The following is a 24,809-nucleotide window of genomic DNA, read 5'->3' on the forward strand; positions in this document are numbered from 1 at the left end:
CGCAATATGCGCGCCCGGACTTTCGTTCAGTGGGTCGCCGGCGGGTGCCGGCGCAGTATTCACTCCTTTCCCTATTTTTTATGACCGTTCCCACCTTTGATTTCTCGGCCCTGACGACCCGCGCCGCCTGCGACAAGGCCCTGGCGCCCACCCGCCGCCTCCAGAATCGTCTCGAAAAAGACGAGGTGGTCCTCGGCTTCAACGAGGAGGAAGGCGAGATTCGCGCCGGCATCGCCCAGCAGCAGTTTGCCCGCGCCGACCGCAACCTGCAAAACGTGACGGCCGCGCTGGCCGACCTGCCGGCCGGCCCCTCCGCCGAGCGCGAAAAGCTCGAAGCCGAACAGGCCACGCTCATAGCCCGCAAGAAAAACCTGGCCCTGCAAGGGGCCTCCGGCGACCAAAGCTCACTCCAGGACTTGGCCGAAGCCCGCAACGCCGCCGACCTGGAACTGGTGACCGGCTACATCACCCAGCTCGAAGCCTACCGCCTCACCCTGCCTGCCTAGCTGGAGTTGCGCGTATCCGCGTCGCGCAGTGGTTGGCGACGAGGATAGCCGTTGTTTTCAATGGAAAACGCCCCGTAACGGATTCGTTGCGGGGCGTTTTCTGGTAAAAGCAACGAACAGGGCTTTGCGATGTTGGGGGATTTGAAAAACGTCAAGCCCGGAACCGCTGCTGATTGAAAAATAAATGTATCAAGATAACAACCAAAAGCCCACCGATGCTTGTCCTGCCCGAACAACTGCTGCCATGTTACTAATGATGAAGATTAAAACGTCCTGCCCCAATATTGCAAAACCCCGTGTTAGCGGTTCGCCTTTCTTCTTATGTTAATTGAGATAAGTCATTTTTGAAATCAATAAAAGATTTCCAACTTAGAAGTTCTACAATGTCAAAAGCCAAGTTAGCGGTACGAAACCGATTAAATTTAGGGTTAATTTCTTTGGTTAATGTGTCAAAACAAGTTATAACTGCTGGGTTAAAATTTCCTTCTTCAAAATGAATGGCTTGATTTCGTCCTTGCCAAATAATTTGCTTTAAAGCCTGTGTACCAATGAGACGACCATTAGGACAATTCGCAAGTCCACCATGAATGATTGAAATACCTTGCTTAGCCATTTGCAATAACGAGCCTGATAAACTTGCAATTGCAAATTCGTGGGTTAACAATGTTTTTCTTTTTAAATCAATCTCTTTGTCTTTATGAAAAGCTTCTTTATCTTCTGTAAAATAAGCGTCCCACATTAACCCTACTCCTGTCATATAATCATCAATGTCTTCGCTTTCTTGAAGATTGTCAGCTCTGCGATATTTGTCTTGTGCAACTCTAATAAGAACTTGAAGTTCTTTGTCAAGTTTATTTATTTCTTCTAACTCATGCCAAATTGAATAAATGGTAGCTGTTGCTGCATATTCAATGTCAATTAAATATTGTTGCATAACGAATGCTGTTTTAAGGTGACCGCTAACATTTGGATTGCCGCAACTCGCCGCTAGAGTAAGTTGCGGCAATACATCTTTAGTACGCAACTCACTTGCGTACTATCGGCCAAATGAGCATGCTTGCCGCAACTCGCCCGGTTGTAACCCGAAGCTGTCGAAGGGCGAGGCGGGGTAGTTGTGCTGAGCCACAGGGGGTAAGTTTCGGTGGTTTTGATGCGGCTGTGTCCCAGCCGGGTTTGCATGATGCGGGTGTCAGCTCCCGCCTCCATCAGCTGCGTAGGAGTGCCGGAGCAGGTGCAAGGTAACCGTTCGGCTGACCTGGGCACGCGCGGCGGCCTGTTTTATTACCTGCTGCAGGCTCCGGGCACTGTAAGGGGCGCCGGGCTGCTGGCCCTCAAACGGGAATGTGGCCGGGCGCAACGGCTCCTGCGGCCGGTGTAGTGGGCTATAGAGCCGTGGCAGGGCGCGGCCCTGTTTGCCCTTGCTGCCGCCGCGTAGCACGATAACCACCGCCTCCTTACCTTCGCCGCTATGCGCTTACTGTTCGCCTTTCCGCTCCTGCTGCTCGCCACTGCCTGCGTTCCGCTCGGTACGCCCATCACCGACCCCAATGCGGCCCGGCGCCCGGCGCCCGGCCAGCAGCCCCCGCCCGAGTACTACGCCGACAAAACCATCCGCTACGAGGACTACGTCTACAATCCCGACGTGCGCTCGGTGCAGTGCTACGTGGCCACGGGCCAGCCCACGGAGGTATTCCAGCCGCCGGTGGTGCCGCTGGGCCAGAGCCAGCCCGTCACGCTGGAGTTTGACCTGCTGGGCTCCAATTCCCAGCGCTTCACGGCCAGGCTGGTGCACTGCGACGCCAACTGGCAGCCCTCGGTGCTCACCGACATGCAGTTTCTGAGCGAGATAAACGAGTTTCTCATCACCGACTACCGCACCGGCGTGGGCACCAAGGTGCCCTACTACCACTACAAGATGCAGATGCCGCGGGTGAAGCTCAGCGGCAACTACCTGCTGCTGGTGCAGAGCGCCGGCGGCGTGCCGGTGCTGAGCCGCCGGGTGCTGGTCTACGAAAACCAGGTGCAGGTCAGTCTGCGCCAGGGCATTCCGGTGGCCGGTGCCGAGCGCTACACCCTGCAGCAGGTCGACTTCTCCATCGGCTACGGCGGCGTCAACTTGGTCAATCCGGCCCAGGAAGTGAAGGTGCTGCTGCGCCAGAACTTCCGCTGGGACAACGCCAAGTACAACCTGCGCCCCACCTTCGTGCGCGACGCCGAGCAGCGGCTGGACTACCAGTACTTCAACTTCGAGAATGCCTTTGCGGCCAGCAACGAGTTCCGCTTTTTCGATTTGCGCTCCTTGCGGGTGATGGGTGCCGGCATGGCCCAGCTCGACCCCAACGCCTCGCCCCGCTCGGTGGTGCTGACCAACGAAGTCAGCCGCAACGGGCAGGCCTACTCGCAGTACGACGACATCAACGGGCAGCGGGTGTTTGAAAACCGCGAATACGGCAACGGCGCCTCCAACGGCGACTACGCCACCGTGGCCTTCCAGCTGCAGGCCGAGCAGCAGGCGCCGGGCGCCGTGTACGTGCTGGGCGCCCTCACCGACTGGAAGCTCAAGGACGAGTTCCGGATGACCTACGACGCGGAAGCCCGGCAGTACAACACCCGCGTGCTGCTCAAGCAGGGCTACTACAACTACTACTACGTGGTGGCCCGGCCCGGCGCGGCTCCCGACGACGTGTACTTCGAAGGCAGCCACCAGGAAACCGAAAACCAGTATGATCTGCTGGTGTACTACCGTCCGCCCGGCACCCGCGCCGACCTGCTCATCGGCTACCAGGCCATCACCATCAACAGCCGGCAGCGGTAAGGGGCAGTCGGGGAGTTGTGGTAAGGGATAAAACAGCACGTCATTCCGGGCATTCTGCGGCTCAGGTAGATTCCTCGCAAGCCCGGAATGCCGGGCTTTGGCAAACCGGGCCGCGCTAATACCGGCCCTCGGCGCCGCCACCGCCCGAGGAGCCGCCCCCAAACCGGAAGCCTGGCTCATGGGGCTGCATGCTTGTTTCCGTGACGTGCGACATAACCACTGACTCCAGCTCCGGCACGCTGAAGGCGGGCTGGTCGGTGGGCTCGGCGGTGAGGCCGTACCTGGCGGGGCGTAAGTAGCGCATGGCGGCGCCGGCCAGCAGAATCAGGACCGCGCCGCCCAGGGCTAGGGCCACTTCCGGGGGCAGCACCGCGCGGTAGAAGCGGTAGGTATAAAGGGAGAAGGCCAGCGTCAGCAAGCCGGTATGCAGCAGGATCCGGTCGTGCCGGCGCAGGCCCTGGTAGAGGTAGAGCAGCGGAAGAGCGCCGGTAAACAGGTAAAACAGCGGCGCGAAGCTGATCTGCACCGACGAAGGCAGGCCGTGGAGCAGGGCGTTGGCTTCGCGCACCACCAGATAGTTGCCGGCCAGGTAGAAGCCCGCCAGCGCCAGCACTTTCACCGTGCGCAAACAGGTGCGGTAGTACAGGTAGTCGGGGCGGCGGGAAAGGAGGCCAACCAGCTGGTAGCCCCCGGCCGAGGCCAGCATCAGCCCAAAGGGCAGCAGGGCTTTGCCGCTGCTGAATTGCAGCAGCAACACGGCTACAGTCGTCAGGTAGAGCCCGAAGCTCAGGGCGCCCACCAGCGGGTCGGCGTAGCGCACTACGGCCGCCAGCAGGAGCAGCAGCCCCGGCAGCAGCAGCCACCCGAGCAGTCCGCGGGCCAGCAGCAGTTCCGGGTCCAGGGAGCCGGGCAGGGCAAGGCTGTACCCGAACGCCAGCACGGCGACAAAGTAGCCCAGGGCCACGTACAGCAGCGCATTGTCGACCCCGGAGCGGTAGAGCTGATTCGACCGGATCAGCACTTCCAGCAGCCCGATGGCGCCCCCCCCACTCAGCAGGCAGCCCAGCAGCAGGCGCCCCTCCCGGTTCTGTGAGCCGCTGTACGAGCCTTCACTGAGCAGCAGGAAAACCAGCCCCGATACGGTGACCACCGCAAAGCAGGTGAAGAGGAACAGGGCTATTTTGACGAACAGGTGGGGCTCGTAAAAGTCGCTGGGAAAGGCCTGCCGGATACTGCCCACCTGCTCGGAAGAAAGAAGCCCGGTTTTGCCCCAGCGCCGGGCCGTATCCTGCACCAGGCGGTTGAAAATGCCTTGTTCGTTATAAGCCTTACTGCTCATGGCTGGCAACTATTTTTTTCAGGTTGAGCAGTAACAGCACCACGCCTACTGCCGACAGCGGGAAGTAGATCGTAGCCAGCCCGACAGAGAGGCTGTTGTCGAGCTGGAAAAAGAGGTAGGTCAGGGCTATGTAGCCGTAGAGCGCGCCCAGCAGCACAAACACGTAGGAATGGGTGCGGCGCGCGTACCAGTACAACGCCCCGCTCAGCCCCAGCATCAGCAGCGCGGCCGCCCCGGGCGGCAGGAAGCCGGCATTGTAGGGGCTGCGCCACAGCGCACTGCTCAGGGCCAGCAGGGCCAGGTTGCTGCCCAGCAATAGATATGTGTAGCCGAAGTGCTTTTTGCGGTCCTGGTATTCCGAGGCCAGGCCCCCGGCCGCCAGCAGCAGGCCCAGCCCGATGGCCGCCGCATCGAGGTGGGGCAGGTCGTAGTTGTTCTGCGAAAAGGCCGAGAGCGGGGCAATGGCCACGCCCACCCAGGCGGCCAGGCCGGTAAGGGCCATGGAAAGTACGCCCCGGTGGTCGAAGCGGTAGGCGCAGAAAAAGAACACGACCGTCGGCACCAGCACCAGCAGGCCGTAGCGGGTGCCGAAGAAGCTGTACTGGTATTGCAGGTAGCCCACCAGGGTCAGCAGGGTAAGGCAGGCCAGCAGCAGCGCGTAGTCGGCCCCGGTGGAGGGCCTGGGGTTCAGCTGCCACGTAAACGGCTGCCGCTGCCGGTAGGCATAGGCAAAGCCCGCCGCCGACAGCCCCGCAATGCCCGCCACAAGCACGCCGTGGCCGAGCGTGTCGATGTTCTTATAAATCAGCAGACCCAGGCCGGTGCTCAGCAGCGTGACGCCCAGCGAAAGGAAGGTGCGCAGCTCGTAGTAGAGCGAAAAGGGCTTTTCCCGCTCGTAGCTGGCCATGGCGGCCGCCTGCTCGGCTGAAAGCAGGTGCAGGGCCCGCAGGGAGGCCAGGATTTTTTCGGTCATACAGAACAGGACAGCGAAGAATGGCGGTGCAGCTGGTCAGGGCTCCGGGGTAAACATAGACTTTTCTCTACGCTCTGCGGTCAATAGGGGCTTGCCGGCTGGCAGATCAGTGCTAAGTCAGCGCCCAAAGTCGTATCCTCAAGAAAATAAAACGGGGTACAGCCAAGGAGTAATACCCTTGTTTTATTTTTTTCGAAGGTGCGCCTCCTGCCTTCCGCCCAGCCCGCCGGCGCCGGCGGGCCGCTGGGTTGCGTAACCAAAGCTTCGGCCGCTCGTTGCAGCAACACACGCTTTCTACCAGCCCACTTATGAAATCTGCCCTGCCTCTGGCCGCTGTCCTGCTGCTCACCTCCGCCTGTTCGACCAACCCCGTCACGGGTAAAAAAGAAGTTATGCTCGTCTCCAAAGGGCAGGAGCTGGCCATGGGCCAGCAGTCCGACCCGGCCGTGGTGGCGCAGTTTGGCCTGTATCCCGACCAGAAGCTGCAGAACTTCATCAACGAGAAGGGCAAGGCCATGGGCGCCATTTCGCACCAGCCCAACCTGACGTACCAGTTCCGCGTCGTCGACTCGCCGGTTATCAACGCCTTTGCCATTCCCGGGGGCTACGTGTATTTCACCCGCGGCATCATGGCGCACTTCAACAACGAGGCGCAGTTTGCCGGGGTGCTGGGCCACGAAATCGGCCACGTCACGGCCCGGCACTCGGCCAAGCAGCAAACCAATGCCATCATCGGGCAGGTGGGCATGATGGGCGCCATGATTGCCTCGCCCCGGCTGGCGCAGTTCGGCGACCAGGCCATGCAGGGCATGCAGCTGCTGTTTCTCAAGTTCGGCCGCGACGACGAAAGCCAGTCCGATGAGCTGGGCGTGCAGTACTCCAGCAAAATTGGCTACGATGCCGCCCAGATGGCCGACTTCTTCGAGACCCTGCAGCGGGAGCAGGCCAAAAGCGGCACCCCGGCCATTCCCGACTTCCTGTCGACCCACCCCAACCCGGCCGACCGCTACAACCGCGTGCACCAGCTGGCCGACCAGTGGAAGCAGCAGAACGGCAACCCCAAGAACCTCAAAGTCAACCGCGACCAGTACCTGCGCCTGATCGACGGCATCGTGTACGGCGAAGACCCGCGCCAGGGCTTCGTGGAAAACAACGCCTTTTACCACCCCGAGCTGAAGTTCCGCTTCCCGGTGCCGGCCGGCTGGAAGCACCAGAACACGCCCCAGCAGTTTCAGATGGCCGACCCCGCCGGCAAGGCCCTGATGATGCTGACCCTGGCGCCCGGGGCCTCCCTCGACGAGGCAGCGCAGGCCGTAGTCAAGCAGTTCAGCCTGCAGCCCGTCGACTCGCGCCGCCTCACCGTCAACGGCTTCCCGGCCGTGGCTTTCGTGGCCGACCAGGTGCAGCAGGATCCGCAGACCGGGCAGGCGGTGGCCGGCATCCGCACTCAGGTATACCTGATTCAGGACGCCAAAACCATCTATGCCCTGGTGGGGGCCGCCGCGCCGGCCGACTTTGGCGGCTATCAGCCCACCTTCACCGCTACCATGGAAGGCTTTGCCCGCCTCACCGACCCGGACAAGCTCAGCCGCCAGCCCGAACACGTGCGCATCAAAACCCTGAAGCTGCGCAGCAACCTGGGGCAGGCGCTGAAAACCAACGGCGTGCCCGAAGCCCGGCTGGAGGAAATGGCCATCCTCAACGGCATGCAGCTCAACGAGCAGGTCAATGCCGGCTCCCTGATTAAAGTGGTCGGCAAATAAGCCGAAGTCACCGCCGCGCCCCGCCGCCAACCCGTGCCTTGGCCCAGTCCCCGCGCCGGCTTGGCCTGCTGTTTGCAACCCTGCTCTCGGGCTGCCCGTTGCAAGCTCGTCCTTTCTCCCACGCTACGCGGCCGATGCCGCCTTCCGCCCATGCCTGTTTCCGCCCTCCACGTTCTTCCTGTAGCCGCCCTGGGGCTGCTCCTGTTGCCCCTGGCCAGCTCTACCACCCCAAGTCCGGCCGTTACCGCCGCTGCCGTCGTCGCGGCCCCCGTGCAGGGCGCCCAGCCCGACCCGCAGATCGTAGCCCAGTTTGGGTTGCTCAACAGCCCCACGCTCCAGCGCTTCATCGATGAGAAAGGCATGCAGATGGGCCGCGTGTCCGACCGGCCGGCCGACGTGAAAGGCTTTACCGTCGTCGATTCGCCTGTCATCAACGCCTTTGCCACGCCCGATGGCCACGTGTACTTCACCCGCGGCATCATGGCGCACTTCAACAACGAAGCGCAGTTTTCGGGGGTGCTGGGCCACGAAATAGGCCACATTACGGCCCGCCACGGACAAAAGCAGCAGACCCGCTCCACCGTGGCCAACGGCGCCCTGCTGCTGGGCTCCCTGCTCTCGAAGCGGATAGCATCCATTGCCCAGCCGGCCTCGCAGGTGGTGGGCCTGGGCTTGCTCAAGTACGGCCGCGACGACGAGAATGAGTCCGACCAGCTGGGGGTGAAGTACTCCTCCAAGATCGGCTACGACCCGGCCACGATGGCCGATTTCTTCCTGACCCTGCAGCGGACCGAGCAAAGCAGCGGGGCCGCCACCATTCCCACGTTTCTCTCCTCGCACCCCAACTCGGCCGACCGCTACCAGAACGTGAAAAAGATGGCCGCGCAGGCCGAGCAGCAGGCCGGCCGCCAGCTGTCCGTCAACCGCGACCAGTACCTGCGCCTCATCGACGGCCTGGCCTACGGCGACAACCCGCGGGAGGGCTACGTGGAAGGCGGCGTGTTCTACCACCCCGACCTGAAGTTCCGCTTCCCCATTCCGTCGGGCTGGAAGTCGCAGAACTCACCTTCGCAGTTTCAGATGGCGGAGCCCAACGGCAAAGCCGTCATCATCCTGATTCCGGCCGGCAGCGGCACCCTGGACGCCGCCGCCGAGGCCCTGGCCAAGCAGCTGAACCTGCAGTCGCCCCAGGCCAGCCGCACCACCATCAACAGCTTCCCCGCCATTGCCATTCAGGGCGACCAGATCGGCCAGGACCAGCAGGGGCAGCAGGGCGTTACGGCCCGCACGCTCAGCTACCTGATTCAGGATGGCCAGTCCATCTACGCCCTCGTGGGCCTGACCGCGCCCTCGACCTTCGATACCTACGCGCCGCAGTTTCAGCGTACCGCCCAGGGCTTTGCCCGCCTCACCGAGGCCAGCAAGCTCAACCGCCAGCCCGAGCGTATCCGCATCCGGACGGCCAAAACCAGCCAGACCCTGGCCACTGCCCTGGCCGCCAATGGTGTGCCCGCCGCCCGCCGCGAAAGCCTGGCTATCCTCAACGGCATGAAGCTGACGGACAAGCTGCCGGCTGGTAGCCTGTTTAAAGTGGTTGGCAAGTAGCCTACGGAGGATTTCTGAGTTGATGCGCAGTCAGCAGGCAGCAGGCAAGTACAGTGACTGAGCTGCTCTGCCAAAGAAAAAGGCCACCCGCTGGGGTGGCCTTTTTTGGTTGTTGTCTGAAGCTCGGGAGGCTATACGTTAAAGCGGAAGTGCATGATGTCGCCGTCCTGCACCACGTATTCCTTGCCTTCCACGGCCATCTTGCCGGCTTCCTTGATTTTCACCTCGGTCTTGTACTCCTGGTAGTCGGGGAGCTTGATGACCTCGGCGCGGATGAAGCCCTTCTCGAAGTCGGAGTGGATGACGCCGGCCGCCGCGGGGGCTTTGTCGCCGCGGTGGATGGTCCAGGCGCGTACTTCCTGCACGCCGGCGGTGAAGTAGGTAATCAGGTTCAGCAGCTCGTAGGAGGCGCGGATCAGCTTGTTCAGGCCCGACTCGGTGAGGCCGTACTCGCCGAGGAACATTTCCTTTTCCTCGGGGTCTTCCATGTCGGCAATCTGCTCCTCAATGGCCGCCGATACCAGCACCACCTGGGCGCTTTCGGCTTTCACATGCTCGCGCAGGGCCGTCACGTGGTGGTTGCCGTCGGTCTTGATGCTGGCCTCGTCCACGTTGGCCACGTAAATCACGGGCTTGATGGTGAGCAGCTGCAGATCGGCTACGGCCTCCAGCTCCAGCTCGTCGGCCGCTACGGCGCGGGCATTCTGCCCGCCTTCCAGGGCCTCCTTGAAGCGCTGCAGTACGATTACTTCTTTTTTGGCCGCCGCATCGCCAGCCTTGGCCGAGCGCTCCGACTTCTGCAGCTTCTTGTCGATGCTTTCCAGGTCTTTGAGCTGCAGCTCGGTGTCGATTACGTCCTTGTCAAATACGGGGTCGACGCCGCCGGCCACGTGCACGATGTTGGGGTCATCAAAGCAGCGCACCACGTGAATGATGGCGTCGACCTCGCGGATGTTGGCCAGGAACTTGTTGCCCAGCCCTTCGCCCTTGGAAGCCCCTTTCACCAGGCCGGCAATGTCCACAAACTCGATGATGGTGGGCAGCACGCGCTTGGGGTTCACCAGCGCCTCCAGGATCTGCAGCCGCTCGTCGGGCACGGTAATCACGCCCACGTTGGGCTCGATGGTGCAGAAAGGATAGTTGGCCGATTCGGCCTTGGCGTTCGAAAGGGCGTTGAACAGCGTGGACTTACCCACGTTCGGCAAACCGACGATTCCGCAGCGGAGACCCATGGTTTCAAGTAAGAATTAGAAATTAAGAAGTAGGAATTAAGCCCGTCGGGCCATTCCAGGGGCAAAGGTACGGCTGATTTTCGGGGAAAGCAGCAGCCGCGCCCACCTTCCGGCGGCGGGGCACGCAAACGGCGCGCCCAGGCCGAAAACCTGGGCGCGCCGCGCGGTACTGGAAGCTGAACTGCAAAGGGGAGTAGGGGTTGTTTTCGCTAGGCGGGCGGGTTAGTAGTTGTCGTCGCTGACGTTGCCATTCACATTGCCATTCACGTTGCCATTCACGTTGCCGTTGTAGGGCTGCTCGTCGTAGTGCTGCCGGGGGCGGTCCAGCTCGGCCACTTCTTCCGCAGTCAACAGCTCTTCGCGCACATACTCCACGGCATCCTGCAGGGCATCCACAAACTTGAGGAAGTCTTCCTTGTACAGGAATATTTTGTGTTTCTCGTACGAGAACGTGTCGTCGTCGCGCAGCTTGCGCTTGCTTTCGGTAATGGTGAGATAATAATCCTGCCCCCGCGTTGCCTTCACGTCGAAAAAGTACGTGCGCTTACCTGCTTTAATGCGTTGGGAGTAAATTTCTTCCTGATCGTGACGGTCTTCCACGGGCCTTCAAATGGTTGAGTTATTCCAAGATGGTTGAATTGCCTCCCAAAGTAAATCGTTCTGGCTGAATATAAAAATTTCGAGGTGGGATTTTTTACTCAAAACCTTGACTATCTTTGTTAAGCAGCCCGTGAAGTACCTCCGGTGCCCGCTCTATGCAAGCCGGTGGCCCATATGCAACCAGTCTGCCAGTTAGCCGGTTTCTATTTTTACCCGTCCGCCTCACCCGTGTAGCCGCGGTCTTTTATTCAATTTTTTTAATATTTTGCCGCATGGCCCAACCCCTCGACCTGGCTGCCGTCCGCTCGTTTGAGAACCTGGAATTTCTGGCCCGCCAGCTGGTGGAAGGTTTCATCACGGGCCTGCACCAGTCGCCCTACCACGGCTTTTCGGTCGAATTCTCCGAGCACCGCCTCTACAACCCCGGCGAAAGCACCCGCCACCTCGACTGGAAGGTGTACGCCCGCACCGATAAGCTCTTCGTGAAGCGCTACGAGGAGGAAACCAACCTGCGCTGCCACCTGCTGCTCGACGTGAGCCCGAGCATGTACTACCCCGCCCCCGGCCACGACAAGCTGCGCTTCGCGGTGCTGTGCGCGGCGGCCCTCACCACGCTGCTGCAGAAGCAGCGCGACGCGGTGGGCCTGGTCACGTTTGCCGAGCAGGTCGAGCTCCAGACGCCGGTGCGCTCCACCACGGCCCACCGCCACACGCTGCTGCTCACCCTGCAGCAGCTGCTGGAGCGCCCACCCGCGCCGCGCCGCGCCACCACCGACGTGGCCGGCGTGATTCACCAGATTGCCCAGCAGATTCCCAAACGCTCGCTGGTAATCCTGTTTTCGGATATGCTGGGGCGCACCCCCGAGGAGCAGACCCAGAGTCTGGCCGCGCTGCAGCACCTGCGCCATCAGCACCACGAGGTGCTGCTGTTCCACATCATGGACCGGGCCACGGAGTCGGAGTTTGCCTTTGCCGAGCGGCCCTACCTGTTCGAGGACGTGGAAACCGGGGAGCAGATCAAGCTGCAGCCGGCCCAGGTGCGCGAGCAGTACCGGGCGGCCATGCAGCAGTACGAGCACGAGCTGGCCCTGCGCTGCGGGCAGTACAAGATTGACTTTGTGCCGGTAGACATCCGGGAGCCGTTCGACAAGGTGCTGTATGCCTACCTCGTGAAGCGCCGGAAGGTGCGCTAACCGTCCGTCGGCCGACTTTATTTCTTACCGCTATGCTACCCATGAAAACCTTATCAGAACCCTATCCACCGATGATTATCTGGAATTGCCGCGTCTGCGGCCTGGGCTACGACGAATCGCCGTGGGGTGTGGACGACCGCACGCCGGATTTTACTTTCTGCGAGTGCTGCGGCGCCGAGTTCGGCTACAATGACTACTCGCCCGAAAGCGCCCGGCGGCACCGGGCCAACTGGCTGGAAGGCGGCGCGAGCTGGCATTACCCCAACCTGAAGCCGCTGGACTGGCGCCTGGAGCCGCAGCTGACGTTCATTCCGGACCGTTATCGGTAGCTTGCGGCTTTACTGGTAAGATGGATCTGATTCTCCTGGGTGTCCTGTCGCTGCCCTGTCTGTTTTCCGGGCTGATAACGGCCTACATTGCCCACATGAACGACCGTTCGCTGTGGCGCTGGCTGCTGTTTGGCTTCTTCGTGCCCTTCGTCGCCATTTTCGTCGCCATGGTCGTCACGTATCTGGATCAGAAGCGGGCCGGTAGCTCAGACGGGGCAAAACCCCAATAGCGGGGCTTCCCTTTGGGGTAAGTATCACTTGGCCGTTCGTTTTCGGGCCTGAGCTCGTTCTTGCCGGAGTGCTGGGTAACCTGTTTTTGCTGCCCCTGCTGACGGCCTACATGGCCTGTAGCCACGGCCGGCGGTTCTGGGTCTGGTTGCTGATCGGCTGCGGCCTGCCTTACGTGTCGCTCTTCGTGGTGATGCTGGTCGTGCGCCGCGACCGGCAGAAGGCCCGACTGCTGCCCCTGGCTCCGACCAGCCCCGGGGCGCTGGCGGCGTAGCGGGCTATTTCGCCGGCTCGTTATCTAATGACCGCCACAGGTACTTGCTGGCAATGCTGCGGTAGGGCCGCCAGGCTTCGGCAATTGCCGTCATGCGGCGCAGCAGGGCGCGGCCGGTTTCCTCGAGGCCGTAGTGCCGGCGCATGGCATTCTGCACGCCCAGGTCACCTTCGGGAAATACGTCGGGCTGATCCAGGGCAAACATCTGCAGCATCTGGGCCGTCCAGCGGCCTACGCCCCTGATCTGCGTTAGATGCTGGGTGAAGGCGTCGGCGTCGAGCTGGCTGAGGTGGGCGTGGTCGAGCTGGTCGCGCTGGGCGAAGCGGGCAATGTCGTGCAGGTAGCCCGCCTTCTGCCGCGAAATGCCGGCCGTGCGCAGGTCTTCCTCCGTCAGGGCCAGCAGGGCGGCCGGCTCGGGGTAGCCATCGGGGGCAAACAGGGCCTGCACCCGGCGCCAGATGGCGGCGGCGGCCTTGGTCGAAATCTGCTGGCTGACGATGGCCCGCAGCAGCGCCAGGTATAAATCTTCGTGGGCCGCGGGCTGCACCACGTGCCCCTGGGCAATGAGGGCCGCCAGCACCGGATCAGCCTGGGTCAGATACTGCTCAGCCGCGGCATAAGCGTTGGCGGAAGGAAGGGAACTGGACATGCGCAGGGAATGAAATAGGAAGGGCGTACGGTTTTCGACGCCCGCCGCGGCCCGGAGTCGCCTGACTGCGGCGGGCGTCGAACGCCACCAGCTAGCTCCGCACGGCTGCCAGCGCGGCTTCGATGCGTCCGATCATGACGTCATCCACGTCGAGGTGGGTCACAAACCGGATCATCTGCGGGCCAAACGCCGAAGCTTTAATATCCTGGCTTTCCAGGTGGGCCAGGAACCGCTCCGACGGCATCTCGTCGCGGAGGCGGAAGATGACCAGGTTGGTGTCGGCGGGCAGCACAAAGTCGACGTAGGGCTGGGCCGCCAGGGTGGCGGCCAGCTGCCGGGCGCGCCGGTGGTCGTCGGCGAGGCGCTCTACGTTGTGCTCCAGCGCGTAGAGGCCCGCCGCGGCAAGGTAGCCGGCCTGGCGCATGCCCCCGCCCATCACCTTGCGGATGCGCTTGGTCTTCTGAATAAAGGCCCGGCTGCCCAGCAGCACCGACCCCACCGGCGCACCCAGGCCCTTGGACAGACACACCGAAATCGTGTCGAACAGGCGGCCGTACTCGGTGGCGGGCTGGCCGGTAGCCACCAGCGCGTTGAAGATGCGGGCCCCGTCGAGGTGGAGCGGAATGCCCTGGCGGCGGGCGACCTCGGCAATGGCCTCGATTTCGGCCAGCTCGTAGCAGCTGCCGCCGCCGCGGTTGTGGGTGTTTTCGAGCGAAATCAGGCTGGTGGTGGGGTAGTGCACGTTTACGGGCCGGATGGCGGCCTCCACCTGCGCGGCGGTGAGGCGGCCCCGCTCGCCGGCCAGCAGCGCCACCGACGCGCCCGAGTGGAAGGCAATGCCCCCGACTTCCCAGAGGTAGATGTGCGACGTCTGCTCGCAGACGACCTCACTCAGCGGCTCGGTGTGGGCCTTGATGGCAATCTGGTTGGTCATGGTGCCGGAAGGGCAGAACAGGCCGGCTTCGAGCCCGAAGCGGGCCGCGGCTTCCTGCTCCAGCGCCCGGACGGTAGGGTCTTCCTCGTACACATCGTCGCCGACCGGGGCCCGGAACATGGCCTCGAGCATGGCTGGGGTGGGCCGGGTGACGGTGTCGGAGCGTAAATCAATTAGGGCTTCTGGCATAGCTGGGGGCACAAAGGGGAGCGGGAAGGTAAGGAAGAAGGCAGGACTATTTTGGGTTTCAAAAATAAGACTTACTTTTGCCCCTCCTTTACAAAAAGACTTAACCGACCCGGAAATGAGTATCACCCGACTAAAGCGCAAGCATCGCAAGAACATTGCGCGCGCCAACAACAAGCAGCGCATCATCAAGCAACTGCTCCTCACGCCCGTTCTGAAGAACGTGGATATCGAAGAGCTGAAAGCCAGCTTCAACGGTGGTGCTGCCCCGGCCGCTACCGAAACCAAGGCTGAGAAGGCCGCCGCCCGCTCCAAAAAGCAGTCTGATGCCAACACGGCAGCCGACAACGCCGCGTCGTTCGACGAGGCCGAAGCCGTAACCAAGCCCGTCAACGAAGACGGTCAGGAAGGCGAGCATCCCAAGCCGGAAATTGCCCTTTAAATAGCTTGCCATCCGAGTCGGTTGGCTTCTGATAGAACAAAAAAGCGCCTCTCCCATTCAGGAGAGGCGCTTTTTTGTTGGTGAAAAAGTGAGGTCGTGAACTGGTGCGTTTTTCGACGTGTCATTGCGAGTGAAGCGAAGCAATCCGTCCTGGACAAGGTAGCAAGCCCTGTAAACCGCAAAGCCCAGGCGTCGGCAGGCGTCGGGGCTTTGTGTTGAAAAAGGAGCGATTCGCATTTCAGCGGACGGATTGCTTCGGCCTTTGGCCTCGCAATGACGGGCCGGGTGAAGGTGCCCGCCAAACCCCCAACGCACACCTCCCTGGCTCCCTCTTTACTTCGGCCCCAGCTCAACGACCTGCAGCTGCTGCACCTTACCCGCGGCCACTGCAAAGCGCAGCAGGGTACGCACCCGGTGGAAGCCGTGGCGGCCGGCCGCGCCCGGGTTCAGGTGCAGCAGGGGCAGCCGGGGGTCGGGCATCACCTTCAGAATGTGGGAGTGGCCGCTGATAAACAGGCCGGGCGGCTCCTGGGCCAGCAACAGGCGGGCGGCGGGGGAGTAGTGCCCGGGGTAGCCGCCGATGTGGGTCATGAGCACCCGCAGGCCCTCGATTTCGAAGCGCTGCACCAGCGGCTGCGTCAGGCGCACGTCGCGGCCGTCGATGTTGCCGTACACGCCGCGCAGGGGCGCCAGCGCGGCCAGCTGCCCGGCCACTTCCGCCGTGCCGAAGTCGCCGGCGTGCCAGATTTCGTCGCAGCCACTCAGGTGGTGCAGAATCCGCTCGTCGAGGTAACTGTGGGTGTCGGAAAGCAGGCCGATTTTTTTCATCTTGGGGTAAAGGTAGGAGGGGTGAAGGGCTTAGGCCGCGTCGGGCTCCCCTAAAATGCCCGGTGCAGCTCGGCGTGACAACTGAACCGGCTGCATCCCGTATCTTGCCCGTCCTCTGCCGATTTCCGTTTGCCAATATTTATGTTGTGTTTTGCGGAGCACCCGGCGTTAATTCTTTCCATTTGCCCTTCCAGATTACCCTGCGATGAATGTATTCATCAACGATATTCCGCTGATCATCAAGAAGACCAGCGAAAAAGTCTACAAGCACCGCTACGACCTCGTGCTGAGCTCGGAGGATGAGTTTTCTTCCAAAGACCTCATCGGCGACGTGCTCGTGCGCGACGTGACGGATATCTTCGTCGACCGGCTGCTGCGCCTGATGGAAGTGAAAAAGCTCAAAAAGCTGAAATCCCTGACCATGCTGGCCCGCAAGAAGTCGCGGCTGATTTTGCACCTGAAAGATCAGTTCCGGATTGTGAAAGCCGCGGGCGGCCTGGTCGTGAAGGACGGGCTGATCCTGATGATTTACCGCCTCGGGAAGTGGGATTTGCCCAAGGGCAAGCTCAAGAAAGATGAAGATCCGGCCATTGGCTCCCTGCGCGAAGTGGAGGAGGAGTGCAACATCAAGATTGAGCTGGGCGACGAGCTGCCCAGCACCTGGCACTCCTACGCCTACAACGGCAACAAAATCCTGAAAAAGACCAACTGGTACATCATGCGCTGCACCGACGACTCGCTCATGAAGCCCCAGGCGGAGGAGTACATCGAGGAAGTGCGCTGGATGAATCCGCAGGAGGCCCTGGCCGTGCTCGATGATTCCTACGCCTCCATCGCCCTGGTGGTGCGTCATTATCTGGGCGAAGTAGCCGGCCGGGAGTCGGCGAAAGAGCCCGCCAAAGAAAAATAATTTTACTTCTCCTTCCCGCTGCCTATGCGCCCGTTTCGCTACTTGCCTTTTGTATTGTTGCTGAGCGGCATCGCCGCCTGTACCGGTACCCAGACTGCCTCCGAGAAAAGCTCCCCGGATGTGGGCAGCGTCACTTCTGCCCGGCCCAACGCCCTGGACATGCCGGCGCTGGTGGGCCGCAACATCGATCAGCTGCGCCGCGCGCTGGGGCCGCCTTCCGAAACCCGGGAGGAAGCTATCGGCCTCGAGCCTACGCCCGAGCAGATGAAGGCAACCAAGGGTGAGGACTGGATCAACACGTTTGAGAAGAACGGCTCCACGGTGGTGGTGACGTTTAATGCCAAAACCCGCAAGGTGCTGGACATGGTGCTGATCGGCTCGAATGAGGATGAGCTGATGCGCCGCGGCAACCTGAGCCTGACGGCCCCCAACTATTTGGTGCTGCCCGTCACGGACCCCAAAAACGCCAAAAAAGTAGCGGGCCTGCGCGTGGTGTCGCGCCGCTAGCGTCCCCTTGTTACTCTCCGCCGACGGGCAGGGCTGCCACCGTTTATTCGGTAGCGGCTCTGCCCGTCGGGCGTTTGGGGCCGGGCTGGTCGGCCCAAGGGGTTTGAAAGCAGCTAAAAGCTCCGATATTGGACCCGACTATGCCACAATCGTCCCAACCAGCGCGGTCTTTCTCCATTCGGGAAGGAAACGATACGCTTTTTATTCAGCAGCCCGGCTCCAAGAAATCCTGGGCGTTGACCAAGCATACCATTCGCACCAAGGATATACCCTTTATGGACGTTAATTCCGAGCTGCTGTTCAGTATCATTCCCATCCTGATCATGGTGTGGGGGCTGCGCCGGTTCGTGGATCTGCCCACCCGGCTGCCCCGGGTAAACCGCCTGCTGACCTACATCTGGGTGCCGGCCGTGGTGCTGTCCGTCGTTGACCTGGTCGTGCACTTCAACACCAAGCTGCTCGACGACGTCTACCAGCTGAGCATGTACGCGCTGTTTATCCTGATTCTGGCGGCGCTAAGGCACTACCGGCCGGCCCGTACCGTATTGCTGGCGGTGCTGCCCTACGTGCTTTACGCCAGCGCGGAGCTGATGCTGAACCTGTGGGACCTGAAGCTGCTGAAGCAGTACGACGGGGTTATCGGCGCCTCGCGCGGGTTTGCCTTCATCTGGATGATTACCTTCGGCCTGATTGCCCGCAGCCAGAAGAAGAACCTGGAGCGGGAGCAGCTGGCGTGGGAAGAGGAAGAAAAAGCCCGCCGGCTTATTGCGGCCCAGAACGTGAAGCTGGAGCGCATGGTCGCCGAGCGCACCTCGGCCCTGACCCAGCAGGCGGAGGCCCTGCGCGAAACCCTGACCGAGCTCAAAACCGCCCAGGCTCAGCTGATTCAGGCCGAGAAAATGGCCAGCCTGGGCGAGCTGACGGCCGGCATTGCCCACGAGATTCAGAACCCGCTGAACTTTGTCAATAACTTCTCGGAGGTGAGCGTGGAGCTGCTGCAGGAACTGCAGGAAGGGCCGCTGCGGCAGCTGCCGGAAACGGAAAAGGAGTATGCCGCCGAGCTGGTCAACGACCTGGTGGTAAACCTGCAGAAGATAACCAGCCACGGCAAGCGCGCCGACAGCATCGTGAAGGGCATGCTCGAGCACAGCCGCGCCAGCACCGGGGAGCGGACCCCCACGGACCTGAACGCCCTGGCCGACGAATACCTGCGTCTGAGCTACCACGGCCTGCGGGCCAAGGACAAGAGCTTTAACGCCACCCTCACCACCGATTTCGACCCGCAGCTGCCGGCCGTGGAAGTGGTGGCGCAGGAAGTGGGCCGGGTGCTGCTGAACATGTTTACCAACGCCTTTTACGCCGTGCAGCAGCGCCAGAAGCTGGGTGCGGCCGGCTACGCCCCCGAGGTGCGCGTGAGTACCCGCCGCCTCCCCGACGACGAGGTGGAAATCCGGGTGCGCGACAATGGTACCGGTATGCCGGAGAGCGTGAAGGTCAAGGTGTTCCAGCCCTTCTTTACCACCAAGCCCAGCGGCGAGGGCACCGGGCTGGGCCTCTCGCTCAGCCACGACATCATTGTGAAGGGCCACGGCGGCACGCTGCAGGTGGAAAGCCAGCCGGAGCAGTTCACCGAGTTCATCATCACGCTGCCCATCTGACCAGCGGCATGCCGCGCCTGGGGTGGCCCCCAGCGGCCGGCCCGCGGGTCCGGCGCCCCGTTTACGAGCCGGTTCGGGACCCGTATCGGTAGTTTGCCCGGCTGAAAAGCCCGATTCCCTGTTGTTTATAGTAGCTTTACCGAGATGAAAATACTGGTTGTCGACGACGAAAAAGACGTCCGGGTGTTGTTTGAGCAGCGTTTTCGCCGCGAAATCCGTAGTGGGGAGCTCACGTTTTCGTTTGCCTACTCGGGCGAGGAAGCCCTGGCCTATCTGCAGGAGCATTTCTCGGAGGTGGTGCTGATTCTGTCCGACATCAACATGCCGGGCATGAGCGGCCTGGAGCTGCTGCGCCACATCCGCCAGGACTACCCGGTGGCCCCGCCGCCGCCGCCGCCCACGGTGCTGATGATAACGGCTTACGGCGACCAGGATAGCTACGACGAAGCCATCCGGCTGGGCGCCAACGATTTGCTCACCAAGCCGGTGGACTTCGTGGCCCTGAAAGAAAAGCTTGACTCGCTGAAATCCCTATGAAAACGAAGATATTGGTTGTTGACGACGAGGCGGACTTAGAGCTGCTGATCAAGCAGAAATTCCGCCGCAAAATCCGGGAGGGCGAGTACGAGTTCGTGTTTGCCTCCAACGGCCAGGAAGCCCTGAACCGCGTGGTGGAGCACGCCGATACCGACATCATTCTGTCCGACATCAACATGCCGGTAATGGATGGCCTGACGCTGCTGACCAAGGTGCACGAGGCCAACCCGACCATCAAAACCGTCATCGTCTCGGCCTACGGCGACATGGCCAACATCCGCACGGCCATGAACCGCGGCGCCTTCGACTTCGTGTGCAAGCCCGTGGACTTCGTGGACCTGGAGCTGACGATGGAAAAAACCATCCAGCAGGTGCAGCAGCTGCGCGACACGCTGCGGGCCATCCAGGAAAACAACATCCTGAAGATGTACGTCGACGAGACGGTCATCAACTTCATGGCCCGTCCCGGCTTCGAAAACACGCTCATGGCCTCCGAAACCGTGGATGCCACGGTGGCCTTCATCGATATCTGCGGGTTTACCTCCCTGTCGGAAAAGCTGCCCGCGGCCACGGTGGTGCAGATGCTCAACGCCTACTTCGACCAGATTGTGAAGCAGGTTATTGCCCAGGGCGGCCACGTCGACAAGTTCATGGGCGACGCGGTAATGGCCGTGTTCCGGGGCGAGTACCACCTCGACCGGGCCATCGACGCGGCGCTGTCGATTCGCACCATCCTGCAGGCCAACCACGACTCGGTGCTGGGGCAGGAGTACAGCCCCAAGATTTCGGTGGGCATCAACACCGGCGAGATGGTGTCGGGCAACATCGGCTCGGCCTCGCTCAAGCGCCTCGACTACACCGTTATCGGCGACGTGGTCAACGTGAGCCAGCGCCTGCAGTCCTCGGCCCAGCCCGGCCAGATCGTCATCAGCCAGGCCGCCTACGAGAAAGTGAAGGAGTCTTTCCACTGCGAGCCAATCGGCGAAATGGTCCTGAAAAACAAGGCCCAGCCCATGATGACCTACGAAGTAATGGCGTAGTGTTCCTGACGTCAGCTGTCAAAAATCGTTTGGCATCCTGAGCAAAGCGAAGGACCTGCCTCTTCGTCTCTGCAAACTGTCATCCAACGCAAAAAGCCCTTTGCCGCGCCAACGGGAAAGGGCTTTGCTCATTCAGAGCGGAGCTGCAGAGAGGCAGAGGCGGGTCCTTCGCAAGCTCAGGATGACAGCCGGATTTCAGGCTTACCCCAGCTCCACGTAGGGCGGGAGCGGGAAGGGCACGAAGTCGTCGACGTTGCCGCCGAAGCGGTGGATTTCGCGGATGATGGTGCTGCTGATGGCGGCCAGGGCCGGGGAAGTGATGAGAAACACGGTTTCCAGCGCCGGATTCACGTGGCGGTTGGCCTGGGCAATGGTGTTCTCGTACTCGAAGTCGGTGGTGTTGCGCAGGCCGCGGAGCAGAAACCGGGCGCCCACCTGCCGGGCGAAGTCGGCGGTGAGGCCCTTGTAGGCCTGCACCGACACGCGCGGCTCGTCGCGGAAAACTTCCTCAATCATACGCACCATCTGCTCCACGGGCAGGTAGCGGCTTTTGCTGGAGTTGTTGCCGATGGCAATGATGATTTCATCAAACAGCCCCGCGCCCCGGCGCACCACGTCGAGGTGGCCGTTGGTGAACGGGTCGAAGGAACCGGGAAACAGAGCTACTCTTTTTGAATTCTGAATTGGGGTCATGCGGGCCGTGCTTACTGGTGAGCAGAATGCTGTTGAGGATTTTGAGCAGCTCGGTGCTTTCGGCGTGCAGGGAGTCGAAGGCGGGCGTACTCAGGTAGTCATTTTCGTGCAGCAGACGCAGCCAGTAGGCCGTTTCGCGGGCTTCTTTGGCCGAAATGGCTGGCTTATGCTCAAAGTCCGCTTTGGATGCGCCCGACAACGCCTCCTCTACATTGGCCCCAATAGAAGTGCCGCTGCGCAATAAGTGCTTGGACAAAACATACTCCCGCTGCTCCGCTTGCAGGTACTTATAAGCCTTCACCACGCGCGAGGCAAAGGCAAAAGACTTGTCCCGAACGGCATTAGGCTTCATTTGAATTATGAATTCATTCTGATAGACTGGATACGACGAACAGGCACCAGTAGCAACTCAGAATTCAGAATTCAACATTCAGAATTATTCACAAAGGTGCAGGGCGTAGAGCTCGAAGTAGCGGTACTCGAACACGTCGTTGAGCTTGTAGCTGTAGGCCAGGTCAAAGGGGCGGTTGCCGAAGCGCACGTGGCGAATGTATTTGCGCAGAATCGTGAACAGCTCGGAGTCGTGCATCAGGTCGCCCCACACCACCACCGGGTCCTGGTCGGGGTTGAGCTGTAGCTCCTGCATCACCAGGATGGTGTAGTAAATCAGGTCTTCGGCCGACGTGAAGGCAAACACGTTGCAGAACTCCACCCGCTTGTCGCGCACGGCCACCAGGGTCAGCTCCTGGGGGCCGATGCTCAGGTACAGGCGCCGCGGCGTGGCCGCCTCGCTCTGGTGGGTGAGGCCCGCCAGCAGGGCACTGGTCTGGTGTACCAGCCGGCCGGTGGGGTAGGTGGCGCGAAACCAGTCGAACAGGGTTTTCTCGGCCGCGAAGATGCTGACCGTATCCAGCGAGGAGTGACGGTAGTGCAGCACCGTTTCGTGGTCGGCGTCGCCGCGGTGGTGCAGGCGCAGGTAGGCGGCCTCGTCGCCCTCGCGGAAGAGGGGCGCCGGCAGCAGGGTAAAGCTGCGGTTCTGCACGGCCAGCCGCACGCTGTTCCAGCCCGGCAGGCCCAGCAGGTCGTGCTGGGCAGCCAGGGTGCGAAACTGCCCGGCCAGCGACGTGGCGGGCGTGAGGGCGTAGTCTTCGAGGGCCACGAACTTATTGCGCCGCACATCGGCCACGCCCAGGCGCAGGCCTGCCGGCCCGGCGGTGAGGTAGAGGTTGTAGGCGGCCAGGTTTTCCGGGTCCAGCGTTTCGTCGCGCAGAAAGTGCTGGGCCACGGGCGGGGCCGCGGAGAGAGGGGAGGCAGAGGCAGTCACGGACACGGCAGAGGGGCAATAGGCGCTGATCGGGCCGTTAAAGGTACGAAAGGGAATGACCTTGCGGGAAGGGCCCGGGCCTAACGGAACAGGTTGTAGGGAATGTACACGTCGTCGGGGCTGATGATGTGGCGCAGCACCGGGTGCACCTGGGCAATGGGCAGGGCCGCCAGCTGCCGGGGCGTGAGGTAGGCCAGCTCGGTGAGCAGCTGCGCCCCGGCCGCGTGCTCGGGGTCGGTGCCGAGGCGGGGCTGCGCGGCCGGGTCGGTGGGCTTCACCTCAAAAAACAGCTCCAGGGCCTGCAGGGTGTCGTTTTTGAATTCGTGCAGGTGCAGAAACCGCCCAACCGTCACGTCCAGGCCCGTTTCTTCGCGGTACTCCCGGCGCAGGCACTCGTGCAGGGTTTCGCCAAACTCCCAGCCCCCGCCCGGCGGCGACCAGAACGGCAGCTGGTCGGGCAGCAGGCCGCGGTGGGCCGTGAGCAGCAGGGCGCCCTGCTGCACCAGCAGGCCGCACACCCGCACCCGCACGCGGCCCTGGTAAGCGGCTAGCAGGGCATCGTCGGCGGAAGAAGGAGCAGCAGCAGAGGCATCAAACATATAAGTAAAGCAGTAGGGTCGAAAAAGCGTCAGGAGTCGATCGGGTCGGCGGTAGTACGGCGGCGCAGCACCACCCGACCAACGCGGCGGCCAAGATACAGCACCAGCAGCACTGCCAGCCCGGCCATGACCAGCGGCAGCAGCAGCCCCAGCACCGACCCGACGATGGCCAGCAGGTTCTCGACCGTGGCCAGCACGGGGTTGGCCAGCCCGCCGGTGGTGGCAGTGGAGCCGGCCCGCAGCAGCGCCGTGCCCGACTGCACCAGCCCCGCCGTGCCGCCCCCGACCAGAATGCCCAGGCCCCAGCGCACCACCGGGTCGAGGTGGGGCAGGGCCGAGGTCATGAGCAGCGTACCGGCAATAAACGAAGCCGGCGTGGTTATCGTATCCAGCAGGTTGTCGACGACGGGCACGTAGTAGGCCAGCATCTCGGCCAGCGTGGCCGTGGCCAGCACCCCAAACGCGGGCCAGGTGCCCAGCCACTCGAAGCCCTGGGAGGGGGCCATAAAGCCGGTCAGGTAGGCCAGATTCGCGGCCAGCAGGGGCACAAACACCCGAAAGCCGCTGCACGCCGCCAGCGCCAGGCCCAGGCCGCCGGCCACCAGATAGTTCATCGTTGTCATGGGCAGAAAGGCAAAAAACGCGTCCGGCGGGGAAGATACGCAAAGCTTGGTAGTAGGGTGCCAGCCGGCCGCGTGCGTACCTTTGAAGCCATGAACAACCTGCTTCCCCCCGACCCGGCGGCCGACTCCCTGGACGCCCGCATCCGCCGCAAGCTCGTCCGCCAGCACTTCATGCACCTCATCGGCGCCGACTTTACCAAGATTGAGTCCGGCCGGGTGGAGGCCGAGCTGACGCTGCAGCAGCAGCACCAGCAGAACCTGGGCTTCGCCCACGGCGGCCTGGTGGCCACGATGGCCGATCTGGTGGCCGGTTTTGCCGCCGTTACCCTCGTGCCCGAAGGCACCGGCGTGGTGACGGTGGAGCTGAAAACGTCTTACCTGCACCCCGGCATCGGCGCGAAGCTGCGCGCCGTGGGCTCGGTGCTCAAGGCCGGCCGCCGGCTGTTCTTCTGCGAGGCGGAAGTGTGGTGCGACGATAAGCTGATTGCCAAAGCCTCGGCCACGATGGCCGTGGTGGAGCCGCAGTAAGTAAAGTGAGTTAGAACGAAGCTCCCCTCCTTTTTTTAGGGAGGGGCTGGGGGTGGTTCAATCGTTGAAGTAGGTAGCTTTAATTGCATGAAATCTACCCGTCACAACCGCCCCGAACTGAAAGCAGCCCGTCAGGCCCTGCGGGCCAGTTTGACGCCTGCCGAGGCCAAGCTATGGAGCGCACTGCAAAACAGTCAGCTGGCCGGCCGTAAGTTCCGGCGTCAGCATAGCATTGCTACTTACATTCTGGATTTCTACTGTCCGAGTGAGCGGCTGGCCGTAGAGCTGGATGGGCAAGGGCACTTTGCGGCTACTGGTGAAGCTGCGGATGTGGCGCGCACGGATTATTTGCAGAATGTCGGCATCCGAGTGGTGCGCTTTGAGAACAAACTGGTGTTTGAGCAGCTGGAGTTTGTGCTGGCCGCCATCCGCCAGGGTTTTCGTTCCGACGATTAACCACCCCCAGCCCCTCCTTAAAAAAGGAGGGGAGCTAG

At 62.0% G+C, this 24,809-nt stretch carries 29 protein-coding genes; 16 read left to right on the forward strand and 13 right to left on the reverse strand.

The genetic code is table 11. The features are described from left to right. Positions 1–80 precede the first annotated feature (80 nt). A complete protein-coding gene (locus tag ABD842_RS04315) occupies positions 81–506 on the forward strand; it encodes a hypothetical protein (protein ID WP_345110555.1) in 426 nt (141 codons plus the stop codon). A gap of 319 nt (positions 507–825) precedes the next feature. On the opposite strand, the gene ABD842_RS04320 is transcribed toward ABD842_RS04315, so the two are convergent. Further along, complete coding sequence (locus ABD842_RS04320; protein WP_345110558.1) at positions 826–1,530, reverse strand: hypothetical protein; 705 nt, start codon at positions 1,528–1,530, stop codon at positions 826–828. A gap of 444 nt (positions 1,531–1,974) precedes the next feature. On the opposite strand from ABD842_RS04320, the gene ABD842_RS04325 reads away from it, so the two are divergent. Beyond that, on the forward strand, positions 1,975–3,321 hold the full coding sequence (locus tag ABD842_RS04325) for a type IX secretion system plug protein (RefSeq protein WP_345110561.1): 1,347 nt from the start codon (positions 1,975–1,977) through the stop codon (positions 3,319–3,321). Positions 3,322–3,436: 115 nt separating this feature from the next. On the opposite strand, the gene ABD842_RS04330 is transcribed toward ABD842_RS04325, so the two are convergent. Beyond that, positions 3,437–4,660, reverse strand: a complete 1,224-nt coding sequence (locus tag ABD842_RS04330) for a hypothetical protein (RefSeq protein ID WP_345110563.1) — start codon at positions 4,658–4,660, stop codon at positions 3,437–3,439. After that, positions 4,650–5,633, reverse strand: coding sequence for a DUF2157 domain-containing protein (locus ABD842_RS04335; RefSeq protein WP_345110566.1), 984 nt, complete (start codon positions 5,631–5,633; stop codon positions 4,650–4,652). The genes ABD842_RS04330 and ABD842_RS04335 overlap by 11 nt, the downstream gene beginning before the upstream one ends. 308 nt (positions 5,634–5,941) lie before the next feature. Between ABD842_RS04335 and ABD842_RS04340 the strand changes: the two genes are divergently transcribed. Continuing rightward, positions 5,942–7,396 carry a M48 family metalloprotease gene (locus ABD842_RS04340; RefSeq protein WP_345110569.1) on the forward strand — a complete coding sequence of 485 codons (1,455 nt, stop codon included), beginning with the start codon at positions 5,942–5,944 and terminating at the stop codon, positions 7,394–7,396. 150 nt (positions 7,397–7,546) lie between these two features. After that, the gene (locus tag ABD842_RS04345; RefSeq protein WP_345110572.1) at positions 7,547–9,001 is read left to right on the forward strand and encodes a M48 family metalloprotease; all 1,455 of its coding nucleotides are present in this window, start codon (positions 7,547–7,549) and stop codon (positions 8,999–9,001) included. Positions 9,002–9,132: 131 nt separating this feature from the next. Here ABD842_RS04345 and ychF read toward each other — a convergent pair whose 3' ends face one another. Both ychF and ABD842_RS04355 read right to left on the reverse strand, forming a co-directional pair. Continuing rightward, positions 9,133–10,233 carry a redox-regulated ATPase YchF gene (gene ychF, locus ABD842_RS04350; RefSeq protein WP_345110575.1) on the reverse strand — a complete coding sequence of 367 codons (1,101 nt, stop codon included), beginning with the start codon at positions 10,231–10,233 and terminating at the stop codon, positions 9,133–9,135. Positions 10,234–10,455: 222 nt separating this feature from the next. Beyond that, positions 10,456–10,833, reverse strand: coding sequence for a DUF3276 family protein (locus ABD842_RS04355; RefSeq protein ID WP_345110577.1), 378 nt, complete (start codon positions 10,831–10,833; stop codon positions 10,456–10,458). A gap of 272 nt (positions 10,834–11,105) precedes the next feature. Between ABD842_RS04355 and ABD842_RS04360 the strand changes: the two genes are divergently transcribed. The 4 genes from ABD842_RS04360 (at position 11,106) to ABD842_RS04375 (ending at position 12,857) form a co-directional block, all read left to right on the forward strand. Beyond that, a complete protein-coding gene (locus ABD842_RS04360) occupies positions 11,106–12,026 on the forward strand; it encodes a DUF58 domain-containing protein (protein ID WP_345110580.1) in 921 nt (306 codons plus the stop codon). A 41-nt stretch (positions 12,027–12,067) separates the two neighbouring features. Continuing rightward, complete coding sequence (locus ABD842_RS04365) at positions 12,068–12,355, forward strand: hypothetical protein (protein WP_345110583.1); 288 nt, start codon at positions 12,068–12,070, stop codon at positions 12,353–12,355. 20 nt (positions 12,356–12,375) lie between these two features. Continuing rightward, positions 12,376–12,585 carry a hypothetical protein gene (locus tag ABD842_RS04370; protein ID WP_345110586.1) on the forward strand — a complete coding sequence of 70 codons (210 nt, stop codon included), beginning with the start codon at positions 12,376–12,378 and terminating at the stop codon, positions 12,583–12,585. Positions 12,586–12,653: 68 nt separating this feature from the next. After that, positions 12,654–12,857: a hypothetical protein gene (locus ABD842_RS04375; protein ID WP_345110588.1), complete on the forward strand. Its 204-nt coding sequence runs from the start codon at positions 12,654–12,656 to the stop codon at positions 12,855–12,857. A 4-nt stretch (positions 12,858–12,861) separates the two neighbouring features. Here the strand turns inward: ABD842_RS04375 and ABD842_RS04380 are convergent, their stop codons facing one another. Beyond that, a complete protein-coding gene (locus ABD842_RS04380; RefSeq protein ID WP_345110590.1) occupies positions 12,862–13,506 on the reverse strand; it encodes a DNA-3-methyladenine glycosylase family protein in 645 nt (214 codons plus the stop codon). A 91-nt stretch (positions 13,507–13,597) separates the two neighbouring features. Continuing rightward, positions 13,598–14,629, reverse strand: coding sequence for a threonine aldolase family protein (locus tag ABD842_RS04385; RefSeq protein WP_345110593.1), 1,032 nt, complete (start codon positions 14,627–14,629; stop codon positions 13,598–13,600). Between the two features lie 115 nt (positions 14,630–14,744). Here ABD842_RS04385 and ABD842_RS04390 point away from each other — a divergent pair, with 115 nt between their 5' ends. Then, positions 14,745–15,068, forward strand: coding sequence for a hypothetical protein (locus tag ABD842_RS04390; RefSeq protein WP_345110596.1), 324 nt, complete (start codon positions 14,745–14,747; stop codon positions 15,066–15,068). 333 nt (positions 15,069–15,401) lie between these two features. Here ABD842_RS04390 and ABD842_RS04395 read toward each other — a convergent pair whose 3' ends face one another. After that, entirely contained in the window at positions 15,402–15,896 is a 495-nt protein-coding gene (locus ABD842_RS04395; protein WP_345110599.1) for a metallophosphoesterase family protein, read from the reverse strand. Positions 15,897–16,101: 205 nt separating this feature from the next. Here ABD842_RS04395 and ABD842_RS04400 point away from each other — a divergent pair, with 205 nt between their 5' ends. The 5 genes from ABD842_RS04400 to ABD842_RS04420 all read left to right on the forward strand — a co-directional run bounded on the left by ABD842_RS04400 (position 16,102) and on the right by ABD842_RS04420 (position 20,548). Further along, positions 16,102–16,806 carry an NUDIX hydrolase gene (locus ABD842_RS04400; RefSeq protein WP_345110602.1) on the forward strand — a complete coding sequence of 235 codons (705 nt, stop codon included), beginning with the start codon at positions 16,102–16,104 and terminating at the stop codon, positions 16,804–16,806. Between the two features lie 24 nt (positions 16,807–16,830). Continuing rightward, positions 16,831–17,313 (forward strand): hypothetical protein, encoded by a 483-nt coding sequence (locus tag ABD842_RS04405; RefSeq protein WP_345110604.1) that lies wholly within the window; start codon positions 16,831–16,833, stop codon positions 17,311–17,313. Positions 17,314–17,588: 275 nt separating this feature from the next. Further along, the gene (locus ABD842_RS04410) at positions 17,589–18,971 is read left to right on the forward strand and encodes a sensor histidine kinase (protein WP_345110606.1); all 1,383 of its coding nucleotides are present in this window, start codon (positions 17,589–17,591) and stop codon (positions 18,969–18,971) included. 144 nt (positions 18,972–19,115) lie between these two features. Next, entirely contained in the window at positions 19,116–19,508 is a 393-nt protein-coding gene (locus ABD842_RS04415) for a response regulator (RefSeq protein ID WP_345110609.1), read from the forward strand. Then, positions 19,505–20,548: an adenylate/guanylate cyclase domain-containing protein gene (locus ABD842_RS04420; RefSeq protein WP_345110612.1), complete on the forward strand. Its 1,044-nt coding sequence runs from the start codon at positions 19,505–19,507 to the stop codon at positions 20,546–20,548. The genes ABD842_RS04415 and ABD842_RS04420 overlap by 4 nt, the downstream gene beginning before the upstream one ends. Positions 20,549–20,749: 201 nt before the next feature. On the opposite strand, the gene coaD is transcribed toward ABD842_RS04420, so the two are convergent. The 5 genes from coaD to ABD842_RS04445 form a co-directional block, all read right to left on the reverse strand. Further along, entirely contained in the window at positions 20,750–21,241 is a 492-nt protein-coding gene (coaD, locus tag ABD842_RS04425; RefSeq protein WP_345110615.1) for a pantetheine-phosphate adenylyltransferase, read from the reverse strand. Beyond that, the gene (locus ABD842_RS04430; protein WP_345110618.1) at positions 21,135–21,593 is read right to left on the reverse strand and encodes a four helix bundle protein; all 459 of its coding nucleotides are present in this window, start codon (positions 21,591–21,593) and stop codon (positions 21,135–21,137) included. Before ABD842_RS04430 ends, coaD begins: the two co-directional genes overlap by 107 nt. A gap of 84 nt (positions 21,594–21,677) precedes the next feature. Beyond that, positions 21,678–22,571 carry a DUF3822 family protein gene (locus ABD842_RS04435; protein WP_345110621.1) on the reverse strand — a complete coding sequence of 298 codons (894 nt, stop codon included), beginning with the start codon at positions 22,569–22,571 and terminating at the stop codon, positions 21,678–21,680. Positions 22,572–22,645: 74 nt separating this feature from the next. After that, entirely contained in the window at positions 22,646–23,164 is a 519-nt protein-coding gene (locus tag ABD842_RS04440; protein WP_345110623.1) for an NUDIX domain-containing protein, read from the reverse strand. A gap of 29 nt (positions 23,165–23,193) precedes the next feature. Further along, on the reverse strand, positions 23,194–23,787 hold the full coding sequence (locus tag ABD842_RS04445; RefSeq protein WP_345110626.1) for a DUF4126 domain-containing protein: 594 nt from the start codon (positions 23,785–23,787) through the stop codon (positions 23,194–23,196). A 90-nt stretch (positions 23,788–23,877) separates the two neighbouring features. On the opposite strand from ABD842_RS04445, the gene ABD842_RS04450 reads away from it, so the two are divergent. Both ABD842_RS04450 and ABD842_RS04455 read left to right on the forward strand, forming a co-directional pair. Further along, positions 23,878–24,315, forward strand: a complete 438-nt coding sequence (locus ABD842_RS04450) for a PaaI family thioesterase (protein WP_345110628.1) — start codon at positions 23,878–23,880, stop codon at positions 24,313–24,315. A gap of 87 nt (positions 24,316–24,402) precedes the next feature. After that, a complete protein-coding gene (locus ABD842_RS04455; RefSeq protein ID WP_345110630.1) occupies positions 24,403–24,771 on the forward strand; it encodes an endonuclease domain-containing protein in 369 nt (122 codons plus the stop codon). Positions 24,772–24,809: the final 38 nt, after the last annotated feature.

It is taken from the genome of Hymenobacter algoricola (genome assembly GCF_039539525.1).
Taxonomy (GTDB): domain Bacteria; phylum Bacteroidota; class Bacteroidia; order Cytophagales; family Hymenobacteraceae; genus Hymenobacter; species Hymenobacter algoricola.

What these genes read in the sequence shown, in the direction of transcription:
- ABD842_RS04315 (WP_345110555.1), top strand. Translation starts at nt 81, where the DNA reads ATGACCGTTCCCACCTTTGATTTCTCGGCCCTGACGACCCGCGCCGCC.
- ABD842_RS04325 (WP_345110561.1), top strand. Translation starts at nt 1,975, where the DNA reads ATGCGCTTACTGTTCGCCTTTCCGCTCCTGCTGCTCGCCACTGCCTGC.
- ABD842_RS04330 (WP_345110563.1), bottom strand. Translation starts at nt 4,660, where the DNA reads ATGAGCAGTAAGGCTTATAACGAACAAGGCATTTTCAACCGCCTGGTG.
- ABD842_RS04335 (WP_345110566.1), bottom strand. Translation starts at nt 5,633, where the DNA reads ATGACCGAAAAAATCCTGGCCTCCCTGCGGGCCCTGCACCTGCTTTCA.
- ABD842_RS04340 (WP_345110569.1), top strand. Translation starts at nt 5,942, where the DNA reads ATGAAATCTGCCCTGCCTCTGGCCGCTGTCCTGCTGCTCACCTCCGCC.
- ABD842_RS04345 (WP_345110572.1), top strand. Translation starts at nt 7,547, where the DNA reads ATGCCTGTTTCCGCCCTCCACGTTCTTCCTGTAGCCGCCCTGGGGCTG.
- ychF (WP_345110575.1), bottom strand. Translation starts at nt 10,233, where the DNA reads ATGGGTCTCCGCTGCGGAATCGTCGGTTTGCCGAACGTGGGTAAGTCC.
- ABD842_RS04360 (WP_345110580.1), top strand. Translation starts at nt 11,106, where the DNA reads ATGGCCCAACCCCTCGACCTGGCTGCCGTCCGCTCGTTTGAGAACCTG.
- ABD842_RS04365 (WP_345110583.1), top strand. Translation starts at nt 12,068, where the DNA reads ATGAAAACCTTATCAGAACCCTATCCACCGATGATTATCTGGAATTGC.
- ABD842_RS04370 (WP_345110586.1), top strand. Translation starts at nt 12,376, where the DNA reads ATGGATCTGATTCTCCTGGGTGTCCTGTCGCTGCCCTGTCTGTTTTCC.
- ABD842_RS04380 (WP_345110590.1), bottom strand. Translation starts at nt 13,506, where the DNA reads ATGTCCAGTTCCCTTCCTTCCGCCAACGCTTATGCCGCGGCTGAGCAG.
- ABD842_RS04385 (WP_345110593.1), bottom strand. Translation starts at nt 14,629, where the DNA reads ATGCCAGAAGCCCTAATTGATTTACGCTCCGACACCGTCACCCGGCCC.
- ABD842_RS04390 (WP_345110596.1), top strand. Translation starts at nt 14,745, where the DNA reads ATGAGTATCACCCGACTAAAGCGCAAGCATCGCAAGAACATTGCGCGC.
- ABD842_RS04395 (WP_345110599.1), bottom strand. Translation starts at nt 15,896, where the DNA reads ATGAAAAAAATCGGCCTGCTTTCCGACACCCACAGTTACCTCGACGAG.
- ABD842_RS04400 (WP_345110602.1), top strand. Translation starts at nt 16,102, where the DNA reads ATGAATGTATTCATCAACGATATTCCGCTGATCATCAAGAAGACCAGC.
- ABD842_RS04405 (WP_345110604.1), top strand. Translation starts at nt 16,831, where the DNA reads ATGCGCCCGTTTCGCTACTTGCCTTTTGTATTGTTGCTGAGCGGCATC.
- ABD842_RS04410 (WP_345110606.1), top strand. Translation starts at nt 17,589, where the DNA reads ATGGACGTTAATTCCGAGCTGCTGTTCAGTATCATTCCCATCCTGATC.
- ABD842_RS04415 (WP_345110609.1), top strand. Translation starts at nt 19,116, where the DNA reads ATGAAAATACTGGTTGTCGACGACGAAAAAGACGTCCGGGTGTTGTTT.
- ABD842_RS04420 (WP_345110612.1), top strand. Translation starts at nt 19,505, where the DNA reads ATGAAAACGAAGATATTGGTTGTTGACGACGAGGCGGACTTAGAGCTG.
- coaD (WP_345110615.1), bottom strand. Translation starts at nt 21,241, where the DNA reads ATGACCCCAATTCAGAATTCAAAAAGAGTAGCTCTGTTTCCCGGTTCC.
- ABD842_RS04430 (WP_345110618.1), bottom strand. Translation starts at nt 21,593, where the DNA reads ATGAAGCCTAATGCCGTTCGGGACAAGTCTTTTGCCTTTGCCTCGCGC.
- ABD842_RS04440 (WP_345110623.1), bottom strand. Translation starts at nt 23,164, where the DNA reads ATGTTTGATGCCTCTGCTGCTGCTCCTTCTTCCGCCGACGATGCCCTG.
- ABD842_RS04445 (WP_345110626.1), bottom strand. Translation starts at nt 23,787, where the DNA reads ATGACAACGATGAACTATCTGGTGGCCGGCGGCCTGGGCCTGGCGCTG.
- ABD842_RS04450 (WP_345110628.1), top strand. Translation starts at nt 23,878, where the DNA reads ATGAACAACCTGCTTCCCCCCGACCCGGCGGCCGACTCCCTGGACGCC.
- ABD842_RS04455 (WP_345110630.1), top strand. Translation starts at nt 24,403, where the DNA reads ATGAAATCTACCCGTCACAACCGCCCCGAACTGAAAGCAGCCCGTCAG.